Genomic DNA, 24,734 nt, shown 5'->3' with positions numbered 1-24,734 from the left:
AGTGCCCGACCGGACGGGCCTGGAGTCTCAGCGGTGGTCCGCCTCGGCGAGTCCGTCGTGGATGCGGCGCAGGTCGACGAGCATCGATCCGATCAGCAGCCAGTGGGTCGGCGGCGCCTGCACGATCTCGAGAGGCCGCGTCAGCGCGGGCGGCTCCTCGGGCGGCGCTGTCGTCCCGGAGGGGCTCATCCGCACGTCGTGCGCGGCGCGGTGCAGCTGCTCGGCGATCGCGGCGGCCGATGGGTCGCCCGCGACCGTGTCGTCGTACTCGTCCACGAACGCGCGCGTCATGCCGATGACCTGCGTCGCGATGGCCGACACGCGCCGGACGTCGCGCTCGAGGAGGGCGACGTCCTCGGACCGGCGGCGACGCAGCGGATTGAGGGTGAGCGAGTCCCGGGCATCCGCCAGCGCGGACTCGGCCGCCGTCGCGGCGGCACGCAGCGAGCGGGCACGGGTGAGCAGTGCGGTGAGGCCGCCCGTGGTCTGGGGCGACAGCAGAGCGTCGCCGAGGTCGTCGAGGGCTGTGCCGACGCCGGCGGTGAGAGCGGCGACCCGCTCCCGGGCCGGTCCGAGGGTCACGGGGGGAACGATCGCGATGTTCACGATGAGGCCGATGACCGCGCCGATGACGGTCTCGACGATGCGGTCGACGGCGTAGTGCGGGGTGGTGGTGCCGATGGCCAGCACGAGCAGCGCGCTGATCGCCATCTGGTTCGCCGTGCCCGGAACCGCCCGCAGCGCCCAGGCGATGAGCAAAACCGCGACCACCGCGAGTGCCACACTGACGAATCCGGCGCCGAGCATCATGCCGATCGACGAGGCCACGACCACGCCAGCCACGACGCCGACCGTGCGTTCCACGCCGCGACCGAACGACTGGCTGATGCTCGGCTGGACGGTCAGCAGGGCCGCGATCGCCGCGAACACCGGGGGAGGGCCCTGGACCAGCGCCCCGGCGACGAGCCAGGCCACCAGGGTCGCGACCGCCGACTTCGCGACCTGCAACAGGGGCGAACGGCGGGCGGCGAGCGGCGACCAGTTCATGCCTCCACGCTACGCGGAGCGGCGCAGGGTTCCGCTCACGCGCGAAGGCCCGGACGGGACGTGTGTCGACACGTGCCGCCCGGGCCTTCGGGGTGGCTCACTTCAGGTGCGTCTGCGCAGCCTGGTAGATGGCCTCGAAGAGGGTGCGGAGCTGATCCGTGCTCACGGAGTCGCCGGCGCCCGCCTGCATCTGTCCGGCGTACGTGTCGATCCCGCTCTCGCCGGTGACGAGCAGGCCCTGACCGATCGCGACCAGAGCGCTGTCGGGCAGCGACTGCTCGACGATGTCGGCGGTGAGGGACGGGTCGATGTCGGCCATGATCGCGTTGACCTGCGGGCGCACCTCTGCGATGAAGGCCTCTTCGTCGGAGGTCAGCGGGGTCTCGGTGACGTCGTACGGGTCCTGACTGACCTGCGCGGTCGGCGCCGGCGCGGGCAGGCCGTCGTTGACGACCACGTTCGCCGTGGAGAATCCGGTGAACAGCGCCGCGATGATCAGTGCGAACGCGCCGATCGTGCCGCCGAGGACGGACAGGACCAGACCCGTGACGCTCAGAGCCGTGCCGCCGTGTCGCTTCGAGATCAGCGCCACCAACGCGACGACGAACGCCGCGAGCAGGACGAAGCCGCTGACGAAGACGGTGATCAGTCCGAGCCAGGGGACGGGGACGAAGCCGACGAGGGCGAGGAGCGTGCCGACGGCGCCGAGGATGAGCGCCGTCCAGGCCAGGGTCTTGGGCCGCTGATCGGGGGCTCCCGGTGCCCCCGGTGCGCCGAGAGCGGGAGCGCCGTAGGCGGCCGGCGGGAAGCCCGCCGGAGCGTAGCCGGGCTGCTGCGGGTAGCCGGTGGGCGGGTAGCCGTTCGGCGCTGCCGGCGGGATCTGCGGAGCGGACGGGGCCTGCGGCGCCGGGGCGCCGTCTGCCGGCCCGAATGCCACGGTGGGCTGCGCGTCGGGGCTCGGTGCCGGGGGTGTGGGCGGCGTGTACGGCGTGTTCGGGTCGTACGGCGTCGTCGGGGTGTTCCGCTCCGCCTCGCCCGAGGGATCGAACGGGCCGGTGGGTGGGGTGGTCGACATGGGGTCCTCCGGATCGGGCCGCGGCGCCCGCGGCGGCACTCCGAGGCTACCGTCAACCAGGTGGGCGGTCCCCCTCAGACCCCGTAGCGCTCGCGCACCTCGCGACGCAGCACGACGCTGCAGGCGGCGACCGCGTCGCGCCAATCGGTGATCGCGTCGTCCTGCGCGTTGTCCGACACGGCCTTCAGCACCGTGATCGGTACGCCGAACTGCTGCGCCACCCAGATGTACGAGTAGGTCTCCATATCGACGAGGGTCGCGCCGAGCGACCGGATGGATGCCACGGCATCCGCATCGTCCACGAAGCTGTCGCCCGTCGCGATGACCGCGTCCCCGCGCCCCGTCACCACGCGCGCGGGGAGGGAGACGTGCTGGCCGACGACGCCGTCGATGTCCGACACGTCGTGCTGGAGGGCCTCGGCGATGTCGTACACGCCGGTGAGAGAGGCATCCAGCGCGCCCGCGGTCCCGACGACGACGATCTCCTCGACGCCCCCGGCGTCCAGGCGTCGCGTCAGCGCATACGTTGCGTGCATCTTGCCGGGGCCGGTGACGAGGCGTTCGAATCCATCCGGGTCCTGCTCGAAGGCGACGAGTTCGGAAGCGAGTGCGGCGACGAGGAGTTTCACCCTCCGATCCTGCCATCCCGGCCGCACCGAAGCTCGCGGTCGCGCTTTTTCTTCTGGACGCGTCGTCGTCGCGCGGTGCACGAGTGCGCGATGATGGTCACGATCGGACCCCCACCCGGGTCCACGGCCCCACGAACGGAGTCTCCCTATGGCCCTGCAGACGGTTCTCCTCGATGCGCCCGACGGCGTCACGGCACGCCTGGGGTGGGACCCGGGGACGAGCGTCCACGACCGGCGACGGATCATCGCGAAGGAGCTCATCGCCGCGAAGCTCGGCTGCGAGACGAAGGATGTCACGATCGAGCGCGAGGCGCCGCGCGGCTTCGGGTACCACACCCGCCTGATCGCCTCGCGCGGGGGTGAGGAGCTGCCGATCGCGATCGTGACCGCGAGCTATCGGGCCGCCACGGTCGTCGCGATCTGCGACCCGGCGCTTCCCGTGGGAATCGACATCCGCGACATGCATCCCGAGCCCGCCGACGTGCGGCAGATGCAGAAGCACTCGCGGCTGCTGGATGAGACGAACATTCCCGACCTGCTGCAGCACTGGGTGCGCGTGCAGGCCGTCCTCGAAGCAGACGGCCGCGGCGTGCGCGTGCCGCCGGAGCACGTCCGGCTCGACACCGGCCGCGCGAAGGGCTGGATCCCCGACCGCAACGCGAAGTACGCGCTCACGGATGCCTCGCGCGACGGCTGGGTCATCACGATCGCCGTCGGGGTGCTCCCGAAGGACTGACGTCCGCGGGCGACGGCGTGTCGCGACCCGCGGACGCGCACGCGCGAGACGGCGCCCCTCCTCTGCCGAGGAGGGGCGCCGTCGCACGTCGTCGCGTCAGCGTCGGCGCGCGCTCGGTCAGCGCACGAGACGCCGCCGTCGCAGCAGGAGTGCGCCGGCCGCGAGCAGGAGCACGCCGCCGAGGGTCGCTCCGATCAGTCCCGAGGCGTCGCCACCCGTCGATGACAGCGACCCGGAGGCCTGACCTCCGGACGGCTGGCCGCCCGTACCCGGGGTGCCCGAACCGTGGTCCGTGCCGCCGCCGTCGCCGGGAGTCGTCGGGGCCGTCACCGTGAGCGCGGCATCGGCGAGAAGTGTGCCGACCTGCCGAGCGCGCACCGTGTAGTCACCGGCCGCCGTGTCGGCGGGGATCGGGACGCTGACGCTCGCTCCACCGTTCTCGTCGATCGCGACCGGGACGGTCGACACGGGGACGGATGCCTCCGCAGCGAGCGCTCGTGTCGATGCGCCCGCGGCCGGTTCCACCGAGAGCTCCAACAGGTCTCCGGGCGTGAAGCCCGAGAGCTGAGCGCTCACCGCGCCACCCGCGACGACGGACGGGGACCCCAGCACGATCGCCATCGGTGCGGCATCCTCACCGGTGACGAAGGTTCCGACGCCCCAGCGCCCGGTGCTGTTCCAGCCCGATCCGGTCGGATCGGCCCAGGTCCGCACCCCGATGCGCCGGCCGTCGGCGGCGTCGTTGACCTGGAAGTCCAGGCCCACGTGCGCACCGGGCCCGCCATGACCGTTCATGGCGATGGCCGCTTCGACGATGTAGCCGCCGTCGACCCGTGCGACCGCGGAGGCCACGCGTGCCGACTGGGCCGCGGCGTCACCGGCGCCGAAGCTGCGCTCGCCGTTCGCGTTGATGCGCAGCTGCATGTCGCCGGCCGTGTACGCACCCGACTTCGTGTTGCCCAGGTCGACGAAGAACTCGACCGAGTCCTTCTCGTGGGCGGCGGATGCCGAGGTGTCGATCATCGGGTCGGTCACCTGTGCCAGCAGGTACAGAGTGTCATCGCTACCGCTCCACAGCGACCGGACCTCGGCCGATGCGGTGTCGGTGCCGTTCACGGCCTTGCCGGTGGTGACGGGGTGGGCATCCGCCCAGGCGGGGTCGACGGAGCCGTCGATGTCGGGGGCCGACACGGTGCGGACGATGTCGACCGTGGACAGATCCTCGAGGAGGGTCAGATCCCCGCTGATGCCGGGGGCGTTCCATCCCTGTTCGTTCACGCCGTCGCGGACGACGACGTTGAACTTCAGCGCCGAGCCGGCGCGCAGGTCCGCTGCGGGAACGTGGACGACCGTCTCCCAGCCGGTTGCGGTGTTCTTGGCGACGCCGGGCAGGTCTCCCGTCCCGTCGCGCCGCAGCTCGTACGCGACGCCGTCCACCTGCACGACGACGGCGTCATCCGCACTCGTGCTCGTGTCGTTGCTGCGCACATGCAGGGTCAGGTGATCTGCGCTCCAGCGCGCGGCGAAGTCGGAACCTTCGCGGATCGCTGTGCGGGCCAGCGCGCTCCAGGTGGGGGCGGTGAACGCGTGGGCGTCGAGGGCGACATCGCCGCCGAAGACCGACAGCGCCTTCGGCTCCGCGGGGATCGGAGCGCCGATGGCTCCCGCGTAGGCCCACTTGGGCTGGTAGTAGTCGTCGAACAGCAGCGGTGCGCCCTCGTAGTAGCGCCAGGAGCCGAGGTCGGCCAGGCCCCAGACGGTCACCGAGTAGAGATCTTTGTTCGCGTCGTGTGCGCGGAAGATGTCGAAGGCCTGCCCGACGTAGGTGCCCTGACGGATCAGCAGGCGCTCGGTGGCCGGGAACCCGGTCGCGACGTCGAACTCCGTCACGGCCTGCACGACGGGGAGCGCCTCGAACTTCTTCAGTGCCAGGTCGAGGTTGCCGACAGGGGTGTTCAGGCTCACGTGGAACTGGTGGCCGACACCGTCGACGGGAACCTCGCGAGCGAGCAGGCGTGTGACGAGGTCGTAGTAGCGCTGCAGCTTGGAGGAGGCGTTGTCGCCGCCCTCGGTGCCGTACTCGTTGATGAACAGCGATACCGGTCGCGCGGATCCGGGTGCGGCATAGGTGTGGTTGAAAGCCTCGTCCGCGAAGCGGAAGGCGTCGTCGACGAAGCCCTCGCCGAGGACGTTGTACCAGTTGCTCGTTCGCATGCCGTTGCTGGACGCGGAGGTCGAATCCGCGATGACCTCGTTGACCACGTCCCACGCGGTCAACGGGTTGCCGGCGGACCCGTACGGCCCGTAGCGGTCGGCGAAGTACTTCGCGATGTTGTCGATGTGCGCCTTCAGGCGTCCACGGAGCACCGCTTTGTCGGCGTCGGAGGACGTGAGCGCGCCGCCCTGATCGTTCTGGAAGAACCAGCCGGGGATCTGGCTGTGCCAGGCGAGGACGTGGCCGTAGACGCGCCCGCCGGTGCTCTTCGCCCAGTCCATCAGGGCGTCGGCTTCGGGGTTCGACGTGACGAAGGACCGGTCGGCCGTGTACCAGGCCTCGGGCTTCATGTAGTTCTCGGGCGTCACCTGATCGAAGTGACGCGAGAGGACCTCGCCCGGGCCTCCGGTGGTGAACCGCTGGTAGGTCGCCGCTCCCAGGGGGAAGGGCATGGCATCCTTCAGCGGCTTCGTGTCGGGGATGACGCCGACCGTCGACGAGTACGCGGTCAGAAGGGCGTCGTCGATGAGGAACGAGTCGGTCGCGCTCTCCGCCGACACGACGATCTGTACTCGCGTCGCGTCGGCCGCGCGCGTGTAGTCGCCCGCCACGCTCGTCCACCCGTCCGCGGTCACCGTTGTGGCCGCGGCGACCGCGACGGCACGCTCGCCGTTCTCGATGGCTGTGATGGTCACCCGGGTCGGCGCGGCGCCGGCCTCCAGGCGTGCCCAGACGCCCGCCGTGTACCGCTGTCCGGCGGAGGTCAGAGCGGTGATGTCGGTCGTCACGCCGTGCGAGGACTGCGTGCGCTGCGCGACCCGAAGGCTCGTCTCGTGGCTCAGGCGCACCGTGTGATAACTCGACAGCGAGACGCCGTCGCCGTAGGCGACCCAAGGGGCGATGCGGCCCTGCTCGAAGTTCGAGAACAGGACGGTGACCGGTGCCGGAGTCGGTGTCGCCGCAGCGGCGGCGGCCGGTGCGAGCAGTGCGCCCGCAGCGAGGGATGCCGCGAGAGCGACCGCCCATCGTCTGCGGGCGAGCGGGGAGGGCGAGTTCATCGATGAACACCTTTCAGCTCGAGGCGCGCCTCTACGTCGACAGCGACGCCTGTGGGTTGGTGGTGCACACGCTATGAAGATTTGATGTTGTCGGCAACATATTTCGACGCGTTTTCGACGCGGGCAGCAGGCGATCCTCCGGCGCCCGGCGCGATCGGAGCTTCCGCGCCGCGCGTCAGGCGGAGAGCTCGGGAAGCGCGGCGCTCAGCTCGTCGAGCCAGACCCGTGCGTTGCCGTCCGACGGCGCGCGCCAATCGCCCCGCGGCGAGAGCGAGCCTGCCGGCAGCACCTTGGGGCCGTTCGGGATCGCGGTGCGCTTGAACTGCGCGAAGCCGAAGTAGCGCTTCAGGAACACCCGCAGCCAGCGCACGATCGTGGCGCGGTCGTAGGCGTAGCGGTCGGCATCCGGGAATCCGGGCGGCCAGGCGCCCGCCGTGGCATCCCCCCACGCCTGCTCCGCGAGGAAGGCGATCTTCGACGGGCGCAGCCCGTAGCGCAGGATGTGGAAGAGCGCGAAGTCGTGCAGGGCGTAGGGACCGATCGTGTCCTCGGTGGACTGCACTTTGCCGTCCTGGCCGGCGGGGACGAGCTCGGGGCTGATCTCGGTGTCGAGGACCGATTGCAGAACGGCCTTCGCGTCGTCGGAGAGGTCGGTGGCGGCATCCGCGTCAGAGTGGGCGATCACCCAGCGGATCAGGTGCTGGATGAGGGTCTTGGGCACGCCGGCGTTCACGGCGTAGTGGCTCATCTGATCGCCGACGCCGTACGTCGCCCAGCCGAGCGCCAGCTCGGAGAGGTCGGAGGTGCCGACGACGAAGCCGCCGTGCTGGTTGGCGAGGCGGAAGAGGAAGTCGGTGCGCGCGCCCGCCTGCACGTTCTCGAACGTGACGTCGTACACGGGCTCGCCGTGCGCGAAGGGATGCCCGATGCCCGTCAGGATCTCGGTCGCCATCGGGCGGATGTCGATCGTCTCGATCGACGCGCCGATCGCCTCGGCGAGGGCGACGGCGTTCGACTTCGTGTGGTCGCTCGTCGCGAACCCCGGCATCGTGTAGGCGAGGATGTCGCTGCGCGGGCGGCCCATGCGGTCCATCGCGCGCGCGACGACGAGCAGGGCGTGCGTCGAGTCGAGGCCTCCGGAGACGCCGATGACCGGTCGCGGCTGCCCGATCGCGCGCATGCGCTGCTCGAGGCCGGACACCTGGATGGTGAACGCCTCGTAGCAGTCCTGGTCGAGCCGCGCCGCGTCGTCCGGGACGAACGGGAAGCGGTCGAGCGGTCGATGGAGTGTGGTGGCATCCGCGCCGAACCCGTCGACGCCGACGCCCACTGTGAAGGGGATGCGGCGGACGGCGGATGCCGCAGGCGCGGCCACGGCGCGGTTGTCGTCGAACGTACCCTGACGCAGCCGGTCCTGACGAAGGCGGTCGAGGTCGATGTCGGCGAGAGCGGTGCGCGGCCCGTCGGGAAAGCGGTCGGTCTCGGCGAGGAGGGCGCCCGCCTCGTAGATCATCGTCTGGCCGTCCCATGAGACGTCGTTGGTCGACTCGCCCTGCCCGGCGGCGGCGTAGACATAGGCCGCGAGGCAGCGGAACGACTGCGACTTCGCCAGCAGATGCCGGTCGTCGGCGCGCGCCACCGTGATGGGGCTGCCGGAGAGGTTGAGCAGCACCGTCGCGCCCGCGAGCGCTGCCGTCGAGGACGGGGGGATGGGCACCCACACGTCTTCGCACACCTCGGCGTGCACGACGAGACCGGGAACATCGGTCGCTGCGAAGAGCAGGTCGGCACCCACCGGCACCTCGGTGCCCGCGATCACGGTGGTGCGCGGCGCCTCGGCGCCGGTGCCGTACCAGCGCGCCTCGTAGAACTCGCGGTAGGTGGGAAGGAACGTCTTCGGGGCGATGCCGAGGACCCGCCCGGCCTGGATCACGACGGCGCAGTTGACCAGCCGCGACCCGAGCAGCAGCGGAGCGCCGACGGCGAGCAGGGGGCGCAGCGACCGCGAGGCGACGACGATCTCGTCGATCGCCGCGAGCACCGCGTCGAGGACCGGATCCTGCATGACCAGATCGTCGATCGCGTACCCGGTGAGGCACAGCTCGGGGAACACGGCGACGGCGGCGCCCTCGTCGTGGGCACGGCGCGCGGAGGCGATGACGGCGGCGGCGTTGGCGGCCGGGTCGGCGATCGCGACGGGCACGGTGCACGCCGCGACCCGCGCGAACCCGTGCCGGTAGACGCTCTCGAACGGCAGGTTCTCGCTCACCCGTCCAGTCTGGCAGGTCGGCTGGGCGTGCGGTCCCGCGCTCGCTGTCGGATGTCGCGGTTAGGGTCGATCGAGGAAGGGTGACATGCGGATCATCGACGGCGGGGACGGCGACGCACGCGTCGTGTGGAGCGCGAGCGACCTGAAGGCGGCGGCGGAGTGCGAGTTCGCGTGGCTGCGCGCGATCGATGCGAAGCTGGGCCGGGTGCCCGCTGTGGTCGAGCCCGAAGACCTCACGCTCGCACGCGCCGGCAGGCTCGGCACCCAGCACGAGGTGCGCCAGCTCGAGGCCTATCGCGCGGAGCACCCCGGGCGAGTGGTCGAGCTTCCCGAGACCCGCTCGTCGGATGCCGCCGGCATCGCCGCCGCGGTGGCCGCAACGGATGCCGCGCTGGCCGACCCCGCGGTGGCGGTCGTCTATCAGGCGGTGTTCTCGACCGATGAGTTCGTCGGGTTCGCCGACTTCCTCGTGCGCGACGACGCCGACGGAGGGCTGTGGGTCGTGCAGGACACCAAGCTCGCCCGGCACGCCCGCGTCACGGCGCTCATGCAGCTTGCGGCATACGTCGATCAGCTCGATCGCCTCGGCGTGGCGCACAGCGGCCGGGTCGAGCTCCTCCTCGGCGACGGCTCGGTCTCGGCACACGAGATCCGCGACCTCATGCCCGTCTTCCGACTGCGGCGCGACCGGTTGCGTGCGCTGATCGCCGATCGCGACGTCACGGCCGGAGCGTCGGGCACGGCGATTCCCTGGGGAGACGATCGGGGGGCACTTCGGGTGGTCGCCTGCGGACGCTGCGCGACCTGCGACGCCGAGGTCGTGGCACATCGCGACCTGCTGCTGGTCGCCGGGATGCGGCCCGTGCAGCGCGACCGGCTGCGCGCCGCGGGCCTGCGCACGATCGACGACCTCGCCGGCGCCCGCGAGGCTCCCGAGCGGATGTCGTGGGACACGTTCTCGGGACTGCGCACCCAGGCGCGGCTGCAGCTCACGAGCCCCGCGGGCGGCGTCGACCCCGTGGCTGTCGGCCCGTCCGCACGCGCGGGGCGGCCGCCCGCACCGACCTACGAGGTCGTCCTCCCGAAGGCGATCGGGGCGCTGCCCCGTCCCGATCGGGGTGACATCTTCTTCGACTTCGAAGGCGACCCGCTCTACACCGAGACGCCGGCATCGGGGGAGCGCCCGCACTGGGGCATCGACTACCTGTTCGGCTGGGTCGACGACCGCGAGCAGTACACGGCGCTGTGGGCGCACACCCACGCCGAGGAGCGCGCGGCACTCGAGACGTTCCTCGACGTCGTGATGCTCCGCCGCCGGACGCACCCGGGCATGCACATCTACCACTACGCGCCGTACGAGACGACGCACCTGCTCGCGATGGCCGCCACCTACGGGGTGCGCGAGGCGCAGGTCGACACGCTTCTGCGCGAGGGTGTGTTCGTCGACCTCTACCCGATCGTGCGGCGGGCGCTGCGGGTGGGGTCGCGGTCGTATTCGATCAAGAAGCTCGAGCCGCTGTACATGGGCGACGAGGTGCGCACGAGCGACGTCCAGCGCGGCGACGACTCGATCGTGAGGTACGTCGAGGCCCGCACGCTGTGGGACGCGGGCGACCGTGCGGCAGGCGACGCGATCCTCGCCGACCTCGCCGACTACAACCGCTACGACTGCGTGTCGACACGGCGGCTGCGCGACTGGCTGGTCGAGCGGGCCCGCGAGGCGAAGCTCGTGCCCTCCGCCGACATCGACGCGTCCGAGCGCCCGTACGAACCGTCGCCGAGGGCCGAGGCCCTCACGCGCCTGGCCGATGCCGCCGCCGCGGCACCGCAGCCCGACGACCGCACCGTGGCCGCGCTGCGACTGGGGTCGGCGGCGATCGATTACTACCCGCGCGAGGCGAAGACCTTCTGGGCGACGCACTTTCTGCGGCTGCGTGAGCCGGTCTCGATCTGGGAGGACACACGCGATGTCGTCGTGTTCGACCATGAGCGCTGTCGGGTGCTCACCGACTGGCACGTGCCCGAGGGCGCGCGGGTGCAGCGGCGCGTGGTCGAGCTGCGCGGCGACCTCGCTCCGGGGACGAAGCTGACGCCCGACTCGTCGACGTTCGTGGTCTACGAGCTGCCCGCCCCGTTCCCGATCGACACGAGTCCCCGGTGGATCCACGCGGCGCGCTCGGTGCGTGTCGTCGACGTCCTCGACGACGGGGTCGTCGTCGAGGAGACCTCGGTGGCCGGGTTCACCTGGCAGGAGCTGCCGATCGCGCTGACACCGGCCGCTCCGCCCCAGGCAGGCAGCCAGCAGGCGGCGATCGACGCGTGGGCGGATGCCGTGATCGCCGCTGCTCCTGCGGCATCCGACCTCTTCCCGCACGATGCCGCGACCGATGTGCTGCTGCGGCGCGCCCCGCGCACCGGAGCGGGCACGCTGCCGCCGCGCAGCGGTGACGACGTCGACGACATCGTGCGGGCCGTCCACGACCTCGATCACAGTTACCTCGCCGTCCAGGGCCCGCCGGGAACGGGCAAGACCTACGTGGGATCGCACGTCGTCGCCCGTCTCGTCGCCGAGCGCGGCTACCGCGTCGGGGTCGTCGCCCAGTCGCACGCCGTCGTCGAGAACATGCTCGATCGCATCGTCGAGGCCGGTGTGCCGCGCGGGCAGGTCGCCAAGGCGCGCAAGTCGACGGCGACCAGCGAGCCCTCATTCACCCCGATCGCGAAGGACGGCTACGCCTCTTTCGCAGCGGATCACCCGGAAGGGTTCGTGATCGGAGGCACGGCGTGGGACCTGAGCCACGCCGGACGCGTTCCCCGGGCGAGCCTCGACCTGCTCGTCATCGACGAGGCGGGGCAGTTCTCCCTGGCATCCACCATCGCCGTCTCGGTCGCCGCGCAGCGTCTGCTGCTGCTCGGCGACCCGCAGCAGCTGCCGCAGGTGAGCCAGGGGACGCACCCCGAGCCGGTCGACACCTCGGCGCTCGGATGGATCATGGACGGCGCCGCGGTCATCGCGGAGGACCGCGGGTCCTTCCTCGCCCAGACGCGCCGCATGCGGCCCGAGGTGGCGGCTCCCGTGTCGGAGCTGTCGTACGACGGCCGGCTCGCCGCGCACCCGTCGACCTCGGCACGGCACCTGGACGGAGTGCCTCCGGGCGTCGTCCAGGTGCCGCTCGCGCACACCCGCAATGCGACGGCATCGCCGGAAGAGGCGCACACGGTGGTCGCGCTCGTGGCCGACCTGATCGGCCGGAGCTGGGTGTCGGGGGCGGATGCCGCGCCGCGCCCCCTCGTGCAGACGGATCTCATCGTCGTCACGCCGTACAACGCGCAGCAGGTGCTCGTGGAGGAGGCCCTGGCATCCGCGGGATTCGGCGATGTTCCCGTCGGAACGGTCGACAGGTTCCAGGGTCAGGAGGCCGCCGTCGCGATTGTGTCGCTCGCCGCCTCGTCGGGGCGGGACGCGCCGCGCGGCCTGGAGTTCCTGCTGCTGCAGAACCGTCTGAACGTCGCCGTTTCGCGCGCCGAGCACACGGCGTTCGTCGTCTACGGCACGGGGCTGCTCGATGATCTGCCCCGCACGCCCGAGGGGGTCGCGCGGCTCAGCGCGTTCGCGCGTCTCGTCGAGGTCGGCTGAGGCCGCCCGCTCCCGGCGCGGGCGCGTAGACTCGCGACACCCGCTGCCCGCAGACATCGAGGGATGCCATGGCCGACGAAGCCCCCCGCCAGTTCGAGATCGACCTGCCGCCCGACGTGGTGGCGGGAAGCTACGCCGACTTCGCGAACGTATGGCACACGCCCGACGTGTTCGTGATGGATTTCGTCTCGCTCGCCCGACCGCCGCAGGCGGGGACGGATGCCGAGGGAACCCCGATCACGGTGGTTCCCGGTCAGGTCGTGCAGCGGGTGCGGATCCCCCCGCAGCAGGTGTTCGAACTCGCCAAGGCACTCACCCAGCAGTTGGAGTTCTGGGAGCAGGAGACGGGGCGCACCGCGTCGTGATGCCGCAGCGGCGCCGCGTCGGCGCCGCACCGTGGTGGGATCAGACCGTGCCGTAGAGACGGTCGCCGGCGTCGCCGAGACCGGGAACGATGTAGCCCTTCTCGTTCAGGCGCTCGTCGAGAGCGCCGAGCACCAGGGTGACATCACGGTCGCCGACCTGCTCCTGGATCTTCGCGACGCCCTCCGGTGCACCGAGGATGCAGATGGCGGTGACGTCCTGCGCGCCGCGTGCGAAGAGGAAGTCGATCGCCGCGCCGAGTGACCCGCCGGTCGCGAGCATGGGGTCCAGCACGAAGCACTGACGGTCGCTGAGGTCTTCGGGCAGACGCTCCGCGTAGGTGTACGGCTGGAGCGTCTCCTCGTTGCGTGCCATCCCGAGAAACCCGATCTCGGCGGTCGGCAGCAGCTTCACCATGCCGTCGAGCATGCCGAGCCCGGCCCGCAGGATCGGCACGACGAGCGGGCGGGGCTCCGAGATGCGCACGCCCATGGTCGTGGTGACCGGGGTGCGGATCTCGATGTCCTCGACGCGGACGTTCCGGGTCGCCTCGTAGGCCAGAAGGGTGAGCAGTTCCTCGGTGAGCTGGCGGAACACCGGCGAGGGCGTGCGCTCGTCGCGCAGCACGCTGAGCTTGTGGGTGATGAGGGGGTGGTCGGCAACGTGCACGCGCATGGTGTCAGCCTACGCGTCCGGTCCGTCCTCCGACGGCGGTTTCCGGAGGTCGAGTCGAGGCGCCGGTGCGAGCGGCCTCGATGGGGAGGACTCCCCACTCCGCGCCGTCCCGTGTCCGCCAGGGGACGGGCGCGCGTTCTACGCTGACAGGGTGAGCCTGCCCCACCGACCGCGCGACGAGACCGTCATGCGTCGCGCGCTGGCACTGGCGGCACGGGCATCCGCCACCGGCGAGATTCCGGTGGGGGCGGTCGTCTCGGATGCCGCGGGTGAGCCGATCGGCGAAGGCGGGAACCTGCGCGAGGCCACCGCGGATCCCACCGCGCACGCGGAGATCGTCGCGCTCCGGGCGGCGGCGAGCTCACTCGGCTCGTGGAACCTCGAGGGCTGCACTCTCACCGTCACCCTGGAGCCCTGTCTCATGTGTGCCGGCGCGATCCTGCAGGCGCGGGTGGGACGCGTCGTGTTCGGGGCGTGGGACGAGAAGGCGGGGGCGGCGGGGTCGGTGTACGACGTGCTGCGCGACCGCCGGCTGCCGGTGCGCGCCGAAGTGGTCGGTGGCGTCCTCGAGGACGAGGCGCGTGCGGTGCTGCGTCGCTTCTTCGACGAGCGCCGCTGACGGCGGGGACGCGTCTCAGTCCCAGGAGGCGAGGATGATCGCCTCGGTGGGCGGCGCCGGGTCGGCCGGCTTGCCGATGTAGCCGATGTTCTCCAGCAGCGCCCGTCGGAACTGCGCGGGGCGCTCGAGGTGGGGTGCGTGGCCGACGCCGTCGAAGACGATCTCCGAGACCTCGCCGCCCGCCGTGCGATAGGCATCCAGCACATCACGTGTCTGCGACACCATCTGCTGCGCCGGCGCGATGTCGGGGCCGGGCCATCCGGGCACGATCCCCAGAGTGCCGAGATGGTTGAGATCGGAGAACGAGGCATCCGACACGATGGCGTCCGCGGTCCCGTGCACCCACAGAATGGGCGGCTTGATCGCCAGATCGACGATGCCGGAGACGTCGAAGTAGCGCGGCGCCATCGTGTTCAGCACGCCGAGACGGCCTGGAGCGAATCCCGGCCAGTTCTCGCTCGCCACGCTGTCGCCGGGGTAGTTGCCGGTCGCCGTCGAGGTCGTGTTCATCGACTCGACCCAGAGGTCTTCGTTCTCGCTCGTGTAGTCGGGGGAGACATACCCCGACCGGAAGACGTTGCGCGGCGAGGTGGGGGCCTCGTCGGAGGTGTCGCGGTCGGTGAGACGCTGCACGACATCGGGGTTCGCGCCCCCGGCGCCGCAGCCGGCGTCGTCGTCGGTGAGGCGCGAGCCGTCACGGCGGGTGCCGCCGAACCCGTAGGGCGACACCGGCGCCTCCAGCGTCAGGGAGAGCGCGGGGTGATCCAGCGCGTACTGCAGGACGACGCCGCCTCCCATCGACCAGCCGACGAGGTGGGCGCTGTCCAGGCCCATGGCGCGGACGGTGGCGAACAGGTCGTCGCTGAAGTCGCGCACGCCGCGCGTCGCGTCGACGGGCAGGCTCTCCGTTCCGCCGAACCCCCGCAGATCGACGGCCACGACACGCAGATCGCTCGGCAGGTCCTGCATGAGCTCCTGCCAGAACAGGCTCGACGAGACATTCCCGTGGACGAGTACGATCGTCTTCTCGGCGGACGCCGAGGCGTCGTCGCCGACCCGCTCGAGGATGGCGACGGACAACCGGTCGGTGTCGATGATCCGGGAGGTGATGCCGTCGAGGAGCGTCATGACCGCATCCTACTCCGACGACCTCACGGCTCGATCTGTACGTCAGACGAACGCGCGGAGCGAGCCGAGGGTGGGGCCTGCCCACTCCTTGTCCGCCGAACGCGGCGCGTACGCCCCGGTCTTACCGGTGCGTTTGCCGAGCGCGACGAGGCTCTCCGCGAAGCGCACCGCCACCGCGACGCCGTCCACCACGGGCACGCCGAGCCGGCGCTCCAGCTCGACGTCGAGTCCCGCGAAGCCCGCGCAGCCGAGCACGAGCACGTCGGCTCCGTCGGCGAGCACGGCGCGGCCGGTGCCTTCCAGGGCGTCCGCGGTGCGGGCGATGTCGTCGCCGATCGCCGACACGTGGACATCGGCCGCGCGCACCGAACGGCACCGTCCTGCCGTGCCCATCGTCGCCAGCGAGTCGTGGATGCCGGGGATCGCCGACCCCATGGTCGTGACGATGCCGAACCGATGGCCCAGAAGGCAGGCGGCGAAGACCGCCGCCTCGGTGATGTCGACGACGGGCTGCGCGATCAGCTGACGCATCCCCTCGCGCCCGTGCTCGCCGAATCCCGCCATCACGACGGCATCGAACGGGTCGCCGTGGCCAGCGACGGCATCCATCACCGCCGCCGCCGTGACGAGGCTCTCGACGTATCCCTCGGCCGACGACGGGCCCCAGGCGGGGGTGACGCCGACGACGGTCGTGCCCGCAGACGCCGCGGACTGGCCGACACCGGCGATCGCGGCTGTCATGGCCGGGTCGGTGTTGCAGTTGGCCGCGAGAATCGTCGTCGTCATCGCAGATCGTCGTTCTCGGCGACGATCCGGCCGCGATGCAGCACGAGGCGTTCGGAGCTCCGGTCCATCACAGCGGCCGTAGGGGTGTCGCCGCGCACGACGACGAGCTCGGCGGGGTCTCCGACCGCAACCCCGGGCCGCACCCCGGGCGCGAGGCGCGGGAGGGTCGCATCGATCACCGACGCGCCGCCCCAGGTCGCGACGGCCAGGCAGTCCTCGATCAGGTCGTCGCGCGAGAAGCCCTGCGTGAAGGCCAGCATCCAGGTGCGCTCCAGCATGTCGCCGTCGCCCCACGGTGACCAGTAGTCGCGCTGGCCGTCCATCCCGAGGCCCACGCGGACACCCGTCTCGAGCAGCCGCTCGATCGGAAGGTCGAGCGGAACCGTCAGCGAGCCCTTCGGGGCGATCGTCGTGAGGGCCACATCGAGTTCGGCGACCTGCTCGAGAGCGCGGTCGACGCCGGGGGAGCGGTCGGCCAACGAGAACGCGTGCGAGACACTCACCCGCCCCGCCATGCCGAGCGCACGCGTGCGTTCGAGGATGAGGTCGAGAGAGAACAGGCCCAGCGAACCGCCTTCGTGCAGGTGGATGTCGACGCCGACGCCGTGGCGGTCGGCGAGATCGAAGACGGTGTCGAGGTGACGGATGGGGTCGCGGTCGATCTCGCACGGGTCGATGCCGCCGATGAGGTCGGCACCCGAGCGCAGCGCGAGATCCAACAGGTCGGGCACGCCGTCCTCGAGATGGATGCCCACCTGCGGGAAGGCGACGATCTCGACGCTCGCGCGGTCACGGTGGGCGTCGCGTGCCGCGAGGACGCCCTCGAACTTCTCCAGACCCGAATCGGCGTCGACCTGCGCATGGCTGCGCACGCGGGTCGCGCCCTGCGCGATCATCCTGCCCAGCGTGTAGGTCGCCCGGTCGGCGACGGACCGCTCCGCCGAGCGCCAGTTCTCGCGGTCGTTCATGATATGCGACCAGCGGGTGTCGCCCGCGGTGTTCGGGCGGAAGGGCAGCCCCATGCGGGTCGAATCGAGGTGCACGTGCACGTCGCTGAACGAGGGCAGCAGGATGCCGCCGTCACCGTCGACGGCGACGGCGCCCTCCGCGGAGATCGTGCCCGGGGCTCCGATCTCGCGGATCGCGTCGGCATCGATGAGGACGTCGCGGGCGTCGCCGCCCCAGGGGCGGACGTTGCGCAGGAGCGTGGGGGACACGGTCGGACCTTTCGAGGGAGGCGGAGAACGGTGGGAGGGAGGGGAGGCCGTGCGGCCTCCCCTCCCCGGCGGGGTCAGCCCGCGAAGGTGACGCCGGCGAGCTTGTACTCGCCGTCGACGCGGGGAGTCCAGGTGACCTTGGGTGACACCGCGTAGTCGGCCTGGGGTGTGAACAGCGGCACGATGAAGGCGTTGTCGAAGTTCGCCTCGGCGAGGCTGCGGAACGTCGCGAGCCGTTCGTCACCCGCGACGGTGCGCTGCTTCGCCACGAGCGCCGCGGTCGCCGGGCTCTTGGCGTAGTCGTTCTGGCCCCCGGCGAACAGGTTGGTCGCCGGCATGTCGCCATCCATCGTCGAGGGTGCCCAGGTGTTGAGGTACAGGCCCTTCATGTCCACGGTGCTGTAGATGTGGTTCGACAGCGTCGCCTGGTCCATCCCCGACAGGGTGACTGTGATGCCCACAGCGTCGAGGTACCCGGCGATCGCCTGCGCGATCTCGGCGCTCATCGGGATGCGGCCGCTGGTCGCGTACTCGAGCGGGATCGCCTCTCCCGTGTACCCCGCGTCCGCCAGCAGGGCCTTGGCCGCGGCCGGGTCGTATGCCGGCCCCGTGGCGTCGGAGGCGTAACCGGCCACGTTCGCCGCCACGATCTGGTCGTTGGCGACGGCGCGCCCGCTGAGCACGGTCTTCACCAGGGCATCCCGATCGATGGCGTGCCAGATCGCCTGACGGATGCGCTGATCGGCGAGCGGGCCGGACGTGGAGTTGATGCCGAGGAAGGTGGTGCCGTTGGCCGGACGCGACCGCACGTCGACACCGCTGCCCTCGGCGGAGGTGACCTGGTTGGGCGAGATGAGTGCGAGGTCGAGGCTTCCGGAGATGACGCCGTTCAGACGGGCCTCTTCATCGGAGACGGTCTGGAAGGTGAGGGTGTCGATCTTCGGCGCGCCGCCCCAGTAGCTGTCGTTGCGCTTCAGGACGTAGTCGACGCCGCGCTTCCAGCTCACGAACGAGAAGGGGCCGCTGCCCACCGGCGCCGCGGCGAAGCCCTCTGAGCCGAGCGCCGTGTACACCTTCTCGGGCACGATCGACTGCGCCGTCGTGATCGACGGCCACGGCGAGAAGGGCGAGTTCAGCTGGAAGACGACGGTGTGGTCGTCGGGCGCCGTGACCGAGGACAGCATGCCCATGTACCCGAGGTTGTCGGAGTCGGGCGTGTGCAGGACCGTCTCGTAGGTGAAGGCGACGTCGGAGGCCTTCAGGGGCTCGCCGTCCTGGAACGTCACGCCGTCCCGGAGTGTGAAGGTCCACTGCGTGAAGTCCGCGTTCGGCGTCCATGATGTCGCCAGCGACGGCTGGATGGTTCCGTCGGCGTCGAGCACGGTGAGCTGATCGAAGAGGGTGTAGTAGATGTTGTAGCCGGCCAGCGAGCCGTCCACGATGGGATCGGGCGACTTCTCGGGCTCGGCGACGACGCCGATCGTCAGGTTGTGCGCGTCGGAGCTGGAGGCCGAGCCCCCGGCGCACGCCGACAGGGCGAGTGCGGCGCCGGTGAGAGCAGCCACGGCGGTGAGTGCGCGGCGGACGCGCGATGAGCGGTGGGTCATGACGTTCCTCGGTTCGTTCAGGGGAGAGCGGGAGTGGGTGCGGGTGGAGCGTCCGACCGCAGGTGCGGGTCGGGGATCGGGATCGCGGCCAGCAGCGTGCGGGTGTAGTCGTGCTGCGGCCGGTCGAAGATCTGGTCGCGCTCGCCGATCTCGACGATGCGCCCCTGTCGCATCACGGCGACGCGGGTGGAGAGGTGGCGGACGACCGAGAGGTCGTGGGCGATGAACAGGTACGAGAGCGAGTGTTCGCGCTGCAGGTCCTGCAGCAGGTTGATCACCTGCGCCTGCACCGAGACGTCGAGCGCCGAGACCGGCTCGTCGAGCACCAGGACCTCCGGCTCCAGCGCGAGGGCCCGGGCGATGCCGATGCGCTGACGCTGCCCTCCGGAGAACTGTGCGGGTGTCCGACGCAGCGATTCGGCGCCGATCCCGACGCTCTCGAGCAGTTCGACGACCCGATCCTTCGAGTAGCGCCCGACGATCGTCAGCGGCTCCGCGACGATGTCGTGCACGCTCAGCCGGGGATCGAGGGACGAATACGGGTCCTGGAACACCAGCTGCACACGGTTCCGCAGACGCCGACGCTGCAGCGGCGGGAGGTCGTCGATGCGGTGGCCGAGGATCCGGATGTCGCCGGATGCCGGGGTGTTCAGCCCGAACACGGTGCGCACGAGCGTCGACTTGCCGCATCCGGACTCGCCGACCAGGCCCAGGGTCTCGCCGCGGTGGAGGGTCAGCGAGACGCCGTCGACGGCGTCGACGACATGGCGGGTGCGCCATCCGGTGCGACGGGTGAAGCGCACGTGCAGGTCGTCGATCTGCAGCACGGGCTCGGCGACGGTCATCCGGCGACCTCCTCGGCGAAGCGGGACACGGTGTCCGCATGGTGGCAGGCGGAGTCGTGGTCAGGGGCCACGCTCCGAAGCAGCGGCACCTCGGTGAGGCAGCGCGCGGACTTCGCGGGCAGCTCGCAGCGCGGCGCGAACGGGCAGCCGGCGGGACGCGCCGACGGCTGCGGCGGCGACCCCGGAATCGCGTACGCGCGTCCGGTCGAGCTCTCGGCCGTGAGCAGACTCGCGAGCAGACCCGCCGTGTAGGGATGCCGGGGCGAATCGAACAGCTCCCACACGGTGCCGGTCTCCACGACCCGGCCGGAGTACATGATGACGATGCGATCCGCGGTCTGGGCCACGAGCCCCAGGTCGTGTGTGATGAGCGCCATCGCCGCGCTCGTGCGGCCGCGCGCCTCGGCGAGCAGCTGCATGATCTGCGCCTGGATGGTGACGTCGAGCGCCGTCGTCGGCTCGTCGGCGACGAGGAGGTCGGGGTCGTGCGCGATCGCGGTGGCGATGACGGCGCGTTGGCGCATACCGCCGGACCACTGGTGGGGGTATGCCCGGGCGCGCTCCGCGGCATCCGGCACCCCGACGGCGGCGAGCAGCTCCGCCGCGCGCCGATCGGCCTCGGCGCGGGTGAGGCGGTCGCCGTGCAGACGCACGGCTCGCGCGATCTGCGCGCCGACCCGCTTGACGGGGTTGAGGGCGGTCATCGGGTCTTGGAAGACCATCGCGAGGCGCCGTCCGCGCAGCTCGCGCAGCCGGCGCTCTCCCGCGGAGAGCAGGTCTTCGCCGCGGTACTCGACGCGTCCCGAGAGCACCTCGACGCCGGCCGGCAGCAGGCCGAGCACGGCCGCCATGGTGATGCTCTTGCCCGAGCCGGACTCGCCGACGACGCAGAGGACCTCGCCCTCGGCGATCTCGAATGAGACGCCGTCGACCAGCCGCACCTCGCGCCCCTGGTCGTCGCGGGTGCCGACGACGAGGTCGTCGACTCTCAGCAGCACGTCACGGGTCATGCGCGGGCCTTCTTCCTGCGTCGAAGGGTGGACAGCTCGCGCTCCGACGTGAAGCGCTGGCTGACGAGGTTGGCGCCGATCACCACGAGGAAGATGGCGATCCCGGGGATGAGGGCCAGGTAGGGGGCTTCGCGCACGTACTTCTGGCCCTCGCTGATGAGCAGGCCCCAGGAGGGGGTGGGTGCCTGCACGCCGAGACCGAGATAGTCGAACGACGAGGTGAGCAGGAGCACGCCGCCGATGTCGGCGGATGCCAGGATCAACACCTGCACGCCCACATGGGGGGGCGATGTGGGTCGACACGATCCATTGCGGGGTCGCGCCCTGGATACGTGGCGCGACGACGAAGTCCCGGTTCTTCAGCGACATCGCCGTGCTGCGTGCCACGCGGGCGTAACCGACCCAGTAGGTGGCGGCGAGCGTCAGGATCATGAGCCAGACGCTGGGCCCGAGGGCGGCGGAGAGGGCGATGAGCACGAGGATGATCGGCATCGCCAGCTGCACGTCGGCCCATCCCATAAGGACGTTGTCGAGCCGTCCGCCGGCGTATCCCGCGATCATGCCGGCGATCATGCCGATGAAGGCGTTGATCGCGACGACGAACAGGACGATGCCGAGGGAGACCTGACCGCCCAGTGCCAGTCGGCTGGCGAGATCGCGCCCGAGCATGTCGGTGCCGAGCAGGTGCGCCCCATCGGTGAAGGGGCGCACGAACGACGCGGACAGATCCTGCGCGTACGGGTCGCTGCCGGGAAGCAGCGGGACGACGAGGACGAACGCGGCGACGAGGGCGAGGATGCCGACGCCCACCCACTCGGCGGTGCGCAGGCGCGGCCAGACGAACCGCGCGGCGGTGTCGGCGGGCGGCGCCGGGATGACGGCGGGTCCGGCCGGAGGTCGGGACGACGTGGGAGCGGTCATGCGAGGGTCCTCACTCTCGGGTCGACGAGGGCGCTCAGAACGTCGACGAGCGCATTGGAGAGGATGAACAGGGCCGCGACGACGATGAGGCCGGACTGCACGACCGGGAAGTCACGGGCGTACACGGCGCTCAGCATCAGCTGCCCGAGTCCCGGCCACGCGAAGACGTTCTCGACGATGACGAGGCCGCCGAGGAACGACCCGAGGCTGATGCCGGCGACCGTCATGACGGGCAGCACCGCGTTGGGGAGCATCTCGGAGACGACGACGCGGAACCGGTTCTCGCCGCGCGCATAGGCGGTGCGGGTGTAGTCCAGCCGTGCCTGTTCTCCGAGCGAGTTGTCGAGCAGCCGCAGGTAGACGACGAACTGGGCCGTGGCGATCGTCGCCGCCGGCATGATGATCGCCAGCGGATCGCGGTTGCCCAGCGAGGGGAGCAGTCCCAGGCCGACCGAGAAGACCAGCACGAGCAGCAGCCCGAAGAAGAAGTCCGGAACCGCTTGCCGCGCGGCGCCGACGGTCAGCAGCGTCGCGCGCAGTCCGGTGCTGCGGGTCAGGTGCACGGCGACGGCCGCGAGGGTCGCCAGCAGCACGCCGGCGATCAAACCGGCGGCGCCGAGCTGCAGAGACGCGGGCACGCGCTCGAGGACGAGCTGCATCGACGGGACCCCGCTCTGTCGGTACGAGTCGCCGAAGTCTCCCCGCGCGACGATGCCGATCAGGTAGTCGACGTACTGCTTCCACAGCGGTTGGTCGAACCCGAGGCTCGCGTTGAGGGCGTCGATCTGCTCGCGCGAGGCGTTCTCGCTCAGCAGCAGGGCAGCGGGGCTGCCACTCAGCCGGCCCAGGGCGAAGGCGATGGTGACGACGATGAAGATCGTCGCCAGGGCTTGGATCAGTCGCCTCGCGATCAGTCGCGCCATCCGCTGCTCCTTTCTCGAAATCAATCTGGGATACAGAATCGAGCATCCCTGTTACGCGCATGTGTCCGGTGATTTCGATGCAGTGAACTCTTCTGTGAGACCGAGCGCCTCGATTCATGGCTGAATTACGCGGAATAGCGCGGATGAGTGCGGCCTTTCAGGCGCGTTCTGCTCGTCGGGAGCTGGACTGTCGGCGTGGAGTCTCTCTGGGCTGGTTCTAGATTTGGGATACCAAAGGAGATCCCGATGACAACACTCACCCTGACCTCCGCCGATGTGGAGGCACTCGCGGATGCCGACGGCATGCGCGCGGCGATGGCCGCTGCCCACCGGGCCCTGCACAGCCGTAGCGCTGTGCAGCCGACACCGCACCCGTTGCCGGCGAGCGCGGACCGCGCCGCCGACGCGCCGACCGTGGTCCCCATGGCCGCGATCTCCGACGAGCTCGGGATCTTCGCGATCAAGGTGCTGGCAGACGCGCCTCGCAACAGATCCCTCGGTCTGCCGGCCCAGCGCTCGACCGTGGCACTGTTCGATGCCGCCACGGCGGAATGCGTCGCCTTGATCGACGGGCGCGCGCTGACCCGGCTGCGCACCGCGGCCGTCACCGCCCTCGCCACCGACCTGCTCGCTCCGCCCTCGTCGGACGTCGTCGCGCTGATCGGAGCGGGGCCGCTCGCCGCAGAGCACGGGCGCGCCCTGATGCGTGTGCGGCCGTTCACCGAGATGAGGATCTGGTCGCGCAGCGGCCCGCGCGCCGAGGCCTGCGCGGAGCAGCTGCGCTCGGGCGGCATCCCGGCGATCGCGACGGAGTCGCGCGGCGACGCGCTCGACGGCGCCGGGGTCGTGTGCACACTGACCCCGGCGCAGGAGCCCTTCCTCGCGCGGCGGATGCTGGGCGAGGACGTCCTCGTCAACGCGATCGGCTCACCTCCCCGCCCGGGGTTCAGCGAGGTCTGTGCAGATGTCTTCGCACAGGCCCATGCCGTCGTCGTCGACGACATCGCCGTCGCGCTCGCCGAGTCGGGCAACGTGCGGGGCGCGTGCGAGGCGGGTGCGCTCGACCCGGCGCGCCTCCAGCCGCTCGGGAACGTGGTCGCGGCGTCCGACGGCGGTCGCGGGGGCCTCACGGTGTTCAATTCGGTGGGCCTGGGCGTGCAAGACCTCTATGCGGCCCGCCTGCTGTGCGAGCGGGCGCGTGCCGTCGGCGCTGGCACAATGGTCGCGATTCGATCGTGACGACGCCCGCGCACCCGCGCGGTGAGATCGGCGCGATCGCGAGGGGAGACCGCATGGTCGATGACGAAGAGGCCGCCGACGATTCACTCGCGGCGACCGCGTACCGGCACATCCGGCGCGCCATCATCCTCGATCGCTACTCCGACGGTGCGGTGATCACCGAAGGGCGTCTGGCAGACGAGCTCCAGATGTCGCGGATCCCGGTGCGCGCCGCGATCCTCCAGCTCGGTGTCGACGGCTTCCTCGCGACCGCGCCGCGACGCAGCGCCCGCATCGTCGGCTGGGACCGCCGCTCGATCGACGAGCTGTTCGATGTGCGGCTGAGCCTCGAGACGCTCGCCGCGCGCCTCGCGGCGCAGGCGGCCGGGCACGGAGCGTCGGCCGAGGGGCTGGGCCGCGCTCTGGCATCCGCCCACCACGCCGTGGACAGCGGGGATCGCCTCGCGATCGCCGAAGCTCACGCTGCCTTCCACACCCGCATCGTCGACATGGCCGACAGCGCGCTGCTCACCTCGCTCACCCGCGTCGTGAGCGGACGTCTCGTGTGGCTGTTCTACCTGACCGGGGCCGGGCGCGATGCCCACGAGCAGTCGCACGAGCACGATGAGCTGCTGGCGGCGATCGCCGACGGCAACGCGCGTCTCGCCGAGAGCCTCGCCTTCAGTCACATCGAGAAGGGGCGGGCCCCGTCGTTGCGGCTCATCCTCGCCGACCGCGGCGAGTGAGGGGCCGGTC

At 71.1% G+C, this 24,734-nt stretch carries 20 protein-coding genes; 7 read left to right on the top strand and 13 right to left on the bottom strand.

Annotated elements, in window-relative coordinates; translation table 11 throughout:
* Positions 1-27: 27 nt before the first annotated feature.
* The 3 genes from JOE64_RS12235 to JOE64_RS12225 form a co-directional block, all read right to left on the bottom strand.
* Positions 28-1,047, bottom strand: a complete 1,020-nt coding sequence (locus JOE64_RS12235) for an FUSC family protein (protein WP_204964511.1) — start codon at positions 1,045-1,047, stop codon at positions 28-30.
* Positions 1,048-1,144: 97 nt separating this feature from the next.
* A complete protein-coding gene (locus tag JOE64_RS12230; protein ID WP_204964510.1) occupies positions 1,145-2,122 on the bottom strand; it encodes a DMT family transporter in 978 nt (325 codons plus the stop codon).
* Positions 2,123-2,196: 74 nt separating this feature from the next.
* The gene (locus tag JOE64_RS12225; RefSeq protein WP_204964509.1) at positions 2,197-2,751 is read right to left on the bottom strand and encodes a nucleosidase; all 555 of its coding nucleotides are present in this window, start codon (positions 2,749-2,751) and stop codon (positions 2,197-2,199) included.
* 148 nt (positions 2,752-2,899) lie between these two features.
* Here JOE64_RS12225 and JOE64_RS12220 point away from each other — a divergent pair, with 148 nt between their 5' ends.
* Entirely contained in the window at positions 2,900-3,487 is a 588-nt protein-coding gene (locus JOE64_RS12220) for a 4'-phosphopantetheinyl transferase family protein (RefSeq protein ID WP_204964508.1), read from the top strand.
* A gap of 117 nt (positions 3,488-3,604) precedes the next feature.
* Here JOE64_RS12220 and JOE64_RS12215 read toward each other — a convergent pair whose 3' ends face one another.
* On the bottom strand, positions 3,605-6,760 hold the full coding sequence (locus JOE64_RS12215) for an endo-1,4-beta-xylanase (protein WP_204964507.1): 3,156 nt from the start codon (positions 6,758-6,760) through the stop codon (positions 3,605-3,607).
* 175 nt (positions 6,761-6,935) lie between these two features.
* Entirely contained in the window at positions 6,936-9,029 is a 2,094-nt protein-coding gene (locus JOE64_RS12210; RefSeq protein ID WP_204964506.1) for an NAD(+) synthase, read from the bottom strand.
* Between the two features lie 85 nt (positions 9,030-9,114).
* Between JOE64_RS12210 and JOE64_RS12205 the strand changes: the two genes are divergently transcribed.
* Together JOE64_RS12205 and JOE64_RS12200 are read left to right on the top strand one after the other, a co-directional pair.
* On the top strand, positions 9,115-12,666 hold the full coding sequence (locus JOE64_RS12205; RefSeq protein ID WP_204964505.1) for a TM0106 family RecB-like putative nuclease: 3,552 nt from the start codon (positions 9,115-9,117) through the stop codon (positions 12,664-12,666).
* A gap of 68 nt (positions 12,667-12,734) precedes the next feature.
* Positions 12,735-13,031, top strand: coding sequence for a DUF3467 domain-containing protein (locus tag JOE64_RS12200; RefSeq protein WP_204964504.1), 297 nt, complete (start codon positions 12,735-12,737; stop codon positions 13,029-13,031).
* 40 nt (positions 13,032-13,071) lie between these two features.
* On the opposite strand, the gene upp is transcribed toward JOE64_RS12200, so the two are convergent.
* The gene (gene upp / locus JOE64_RS12195; RefSeq protein WP_204964503.1) at positions 13,072-13,704 is read right to left on the bottom strand and encodes a uracil phosphoribosyltransferase; all 633 of its coding nucleotides are present in this window, start codon (positions 13,702-13,704) and stop codon (positions 13,072-13,074) included.
* A 151-nt stretch (positions 13,705-13,855) separates the two neighbouring features.
* Between upp and tadA the strand changes: the two genes are divergently transcribed.
* Positions 13,856-14,323, top strand: coding sequence for a tRNA adenosine(34) deaminase TadA (tadA, locus tag JOE64_RS12190; protein ID WP_271202480.1), 468 nt, complete (start codon positions 13,856-13,858; stop codon positions 14,321-14,323).
* 15 nt (positions 14,324-14,338) lie between these two features.
* On the opposite strand, the gene JOE64_RS12185 is transcribed toward tadA, so the two are convergent.
* The 6 genes from JOE64_RS12185 to JOE64_RS14605 form a co-directional block, all read right to left on the bottom strand.
* Entirely contained in the window at positions 14,339-15,451 is a 1,113-nt protein-coding gene (locus JOE64_RS12185) for an alpha/beta hydrolase (RefSeq protein WP_204964502.1), read from the bottom strand.
* Between the two features lie 42 nt (positions 15,452-15,493).
* On the bottom strand, positions 15,494-16,237 hold the full coding sequence (locus tag JOE64_RS12180) for an aspartate/glutamate racemase family protein (RefSeq protein WP_204964501.1): 744 nt from the start codon (positions 16,235-16,237) through the stop codon (positions 15,494-15,496).
* Positions 16,234-17,454 (bottom strand): amidohydrolase family protein, encoded by a 1,221-nt coding sequence (locus JOE64_RS12175; RefSeq protein WP_204964500.1) that lies wholly within the window; start codon positions 17,452-17,454, stop codon positions 16,234-16,236. The genes JOE64_RS12180 and JOE64_RS12175 overlap by 4 nt, the downstream gene beginning before the upstream one ends.
* Before the next feature lie 74 nt (positions 17,455-17,528).
* On the bottom strand, positions 17,529-19,061 hold the full coding sequence (locus JOE64_RS12170; protein WP_204964499.1) for an ABC transporter substrate-binding protein: 1,533 nt from the start codon (positions 19,059-19,061) through the stop codon (positions 17,529-17,531).
* 17 nt (positions 19,062-19,078) lie between these two features.
* Entirely contained in the window at positions 19,079-19,906 is an 828-nt protein-coding gene (locus JOE64_RS12165; protein WP_204964498.1) for an ATP-binding cassette domain-containing protein, read from the bottom strand.
* Positions 19,903-21,435, bottom strand: coding sequence for an ABC transporter ATP-binding protein (locus JOE64_RS14605; protein ID WP_504740182.1), 1,533 nt, complete (start codon positions 21,433-21,435; stop codon positions 19,903-19,905). Before JOE64_RS14605 ends, JOE64_RS12165 begins: the two co-directional genes overlap by 4 nt.
* On the opposite strand from JOE64_RS14605, the gene JOE64_RS14945 reads away from it, so the two are divergent.
* Positions 21,347-21,544: a hypothetical protein gene (locus tag JOE64_RS14945; RefSeq protein ID WP_239531764.1), complete on the top strand. Its 198-nt coding sequence runs from the start codon at positions 21,347-21,349 to the stop codon at positions 21,542-21,544. The two genes, JOE64_RS14605 and JOE64_RS14945, sit on opposite strands and share 89 nt — an antisense overlap.
* Before the next feature lie 289 nt (positions 21,545-21,833).
* Here JOE64_RS14945 and JOE64_RS12155 read toward each other — a convergent pair whose 3' ends face one another.
* The gene (locus tag JOE64_RS12155; RefSeq protein WP_204964496.1) at positions 21,834-22,760 is read right to left on the bottom strand and encodes an ABC transporter permease; all 927 of its coding nucleotides are present in this window, start codon (positions 22,758-22,760) and stop codon (positions 21,834-21,836) included.
* Positions 22,761-23,006: 246 nt separating this feature from the next.
* Here JOE64_RS12155 and JOE64_RS12150 point away from each other — a divergent pair, with 246 nt between their 5' ends.
* Together JOE64_RS12150 and JOE64_RS12145 are read left to right on the top strand one after the other, a co-directional pair.
* The gene (locus tag JOE64_RS12150; protein ID WP_204964495.1) at positions 23,007-23,999 is read left to right on the top strand and encodes an ornithine cyclodeaminase family protein; all 993 of its coding nucleotides are present in this window, start codon (positions 23,007-23,009) and stop codon (positions 23,997-23,999) included.
* 53 nt (positions 24,000-24,052) lie between these two features.
* Positions 24,053-24,724 carry a GntR family transcriptional regulator gene (locus tag JOE64_RS12145; RefSeq protein ID WP_204964494.1) on the top strand — a complete coding sequence of 224 codons (672 nt, stop codon included), beginning with the start codon at positions 24,053-24,055 and terminating at the stop codon, positions 24,722-24,724.
* Positions 24,725-24,734 lie beyond the last annotated feature (10 nt).

This window comes from Microbacterium dextranolyticum, assembly GCF_016907295.1.
GTDB lineage: Bacteria > Actinomycetota > Actinomycetes > Actinomycetales > Microbacteriaceae > Microbacterium > Microbacterium dextranolyticum.
The sequence above is the reverse complement of the archived record's forward strand: the minus strand, read 5'-3'. Positions and strand labels throughout refer to the sequence as shown.

Excerpts from the sequence above, each read along its gene's own strand:
- JOE64_RS14945 (WP_239531764.1), top strand. The coding sequence starts at position 21,347 with ATGAGCCAGACGCTGGGCCCGAGGGCGGCGGAGAGGGCGATGAGCACG.
- JOE64_RS12185 (WP_204964502.1), bottom strand. The coding sequence starts at position 15,451 with ATGACGCTCCTCGACGGCATCACCTCCCGGATCATCGACACCGACCGG.
- JOE64_RS12145 (WP_204964494.1), top strand. The coding sequence starts at position 24,053 with ATGGTCGATGACGAAGAGGCCGCCGACGATTCACTCGCGGCGACCGCG.
- JOE64_RS12165 (WP_204964498.1), bottom strand. The coding sequence starts at position 19,906 with ATGACCGTCGCCGAGCCCGTGCTGCAGATCGACGACCTGCACGTGCGC.
- JOE64_RS12180 (WP_204964501.1), bottom strand. The coding sequence starts at position 16,237 with ATGACGACGACGATTCTCGCGGCCAACTGCAACACCGACCCGGCCATG.
- upp (WP_204964503.1), bottom strand. The coding sequence starts at position 13,704 with ATGCGCGTGCACGTTGCCGACCACCCCCTCATCACCCACAAGCTCAGC.
- JOE64_RS12205 (WP_204964505.1), top strand. The coding sequence starts at position 9,115 with ATGCGGATCATCGACGGCGGGGACGGCGACGCACGCGTCGTGTGGAGC.
- JOE64_RS12230 (WP_204964510.1), bottom strand. The coding sequence starts at position 2,122 with ATGTCGACCACCCCACCCACCGGCCCGTTCGATCCCTCGGGCGAGGCG.
- JOE64_RS14605 (WP_504740182.1), bottom strand. The coding sequence starts at position 21,435 with ATGGGATGGGCCGACGTGCAGCTGGCGATGCCGATCATCCTCGTGCTC.
- JOE64_RS12170 (WP_204964499.1), bottom strand. The coding sequence starts at position 19,061 with ATGACCCACCGCTCATCGCGCGTCCGCCGCGCACTCACCGCCGTGGCT.
- JOE64_RS12200 (WP_204964504.1), top strand. The coding sequence starts at position 12,735 with ATGGCCGACGAAGCCCCCCGCCAGTTCGAGATCGACCTGCCGCCCGAC.
- JOE64_RS12235 (WP_204964511.1), bottom strand. The coding sequence starts at position 1,047 with ATGAACTGGTCGCCGCTCGCCGCCCGCCGTTCGCCCCTGTTGCAGGTC.
- JOE64_RS12220 (WP_204964508.1), top strand. The coding sequence starts at position 2,900 with ATGGCCCTGCAGACGGTTCTCCTCGATGCGCCCGACGGCGTCACGGCA.
- JOE64_RS12215 (WP_204964507.1), bottom strand. The coding sequence starts at position 6,760 with ATGAACTCGCCCTCCCCGCTCGCCCGCAGACGATGGGCGGTCGCTCTC.
- JOE64_RS12155 (WP_204964496.1), bottom strand. The coding sequence starts at position 22,760 with ATGGCGCGACTGATCGCGAGGCGACTGATCCAAGCCCTGGCGACGATC.
- JOE64_RS12150 (WP_204964495.1), top strand. The coding sequence starts at position 23,007 with ATGACAACACTCACCCTGACCTCCGCCGATGTGGAGGCACTCGCGGAT.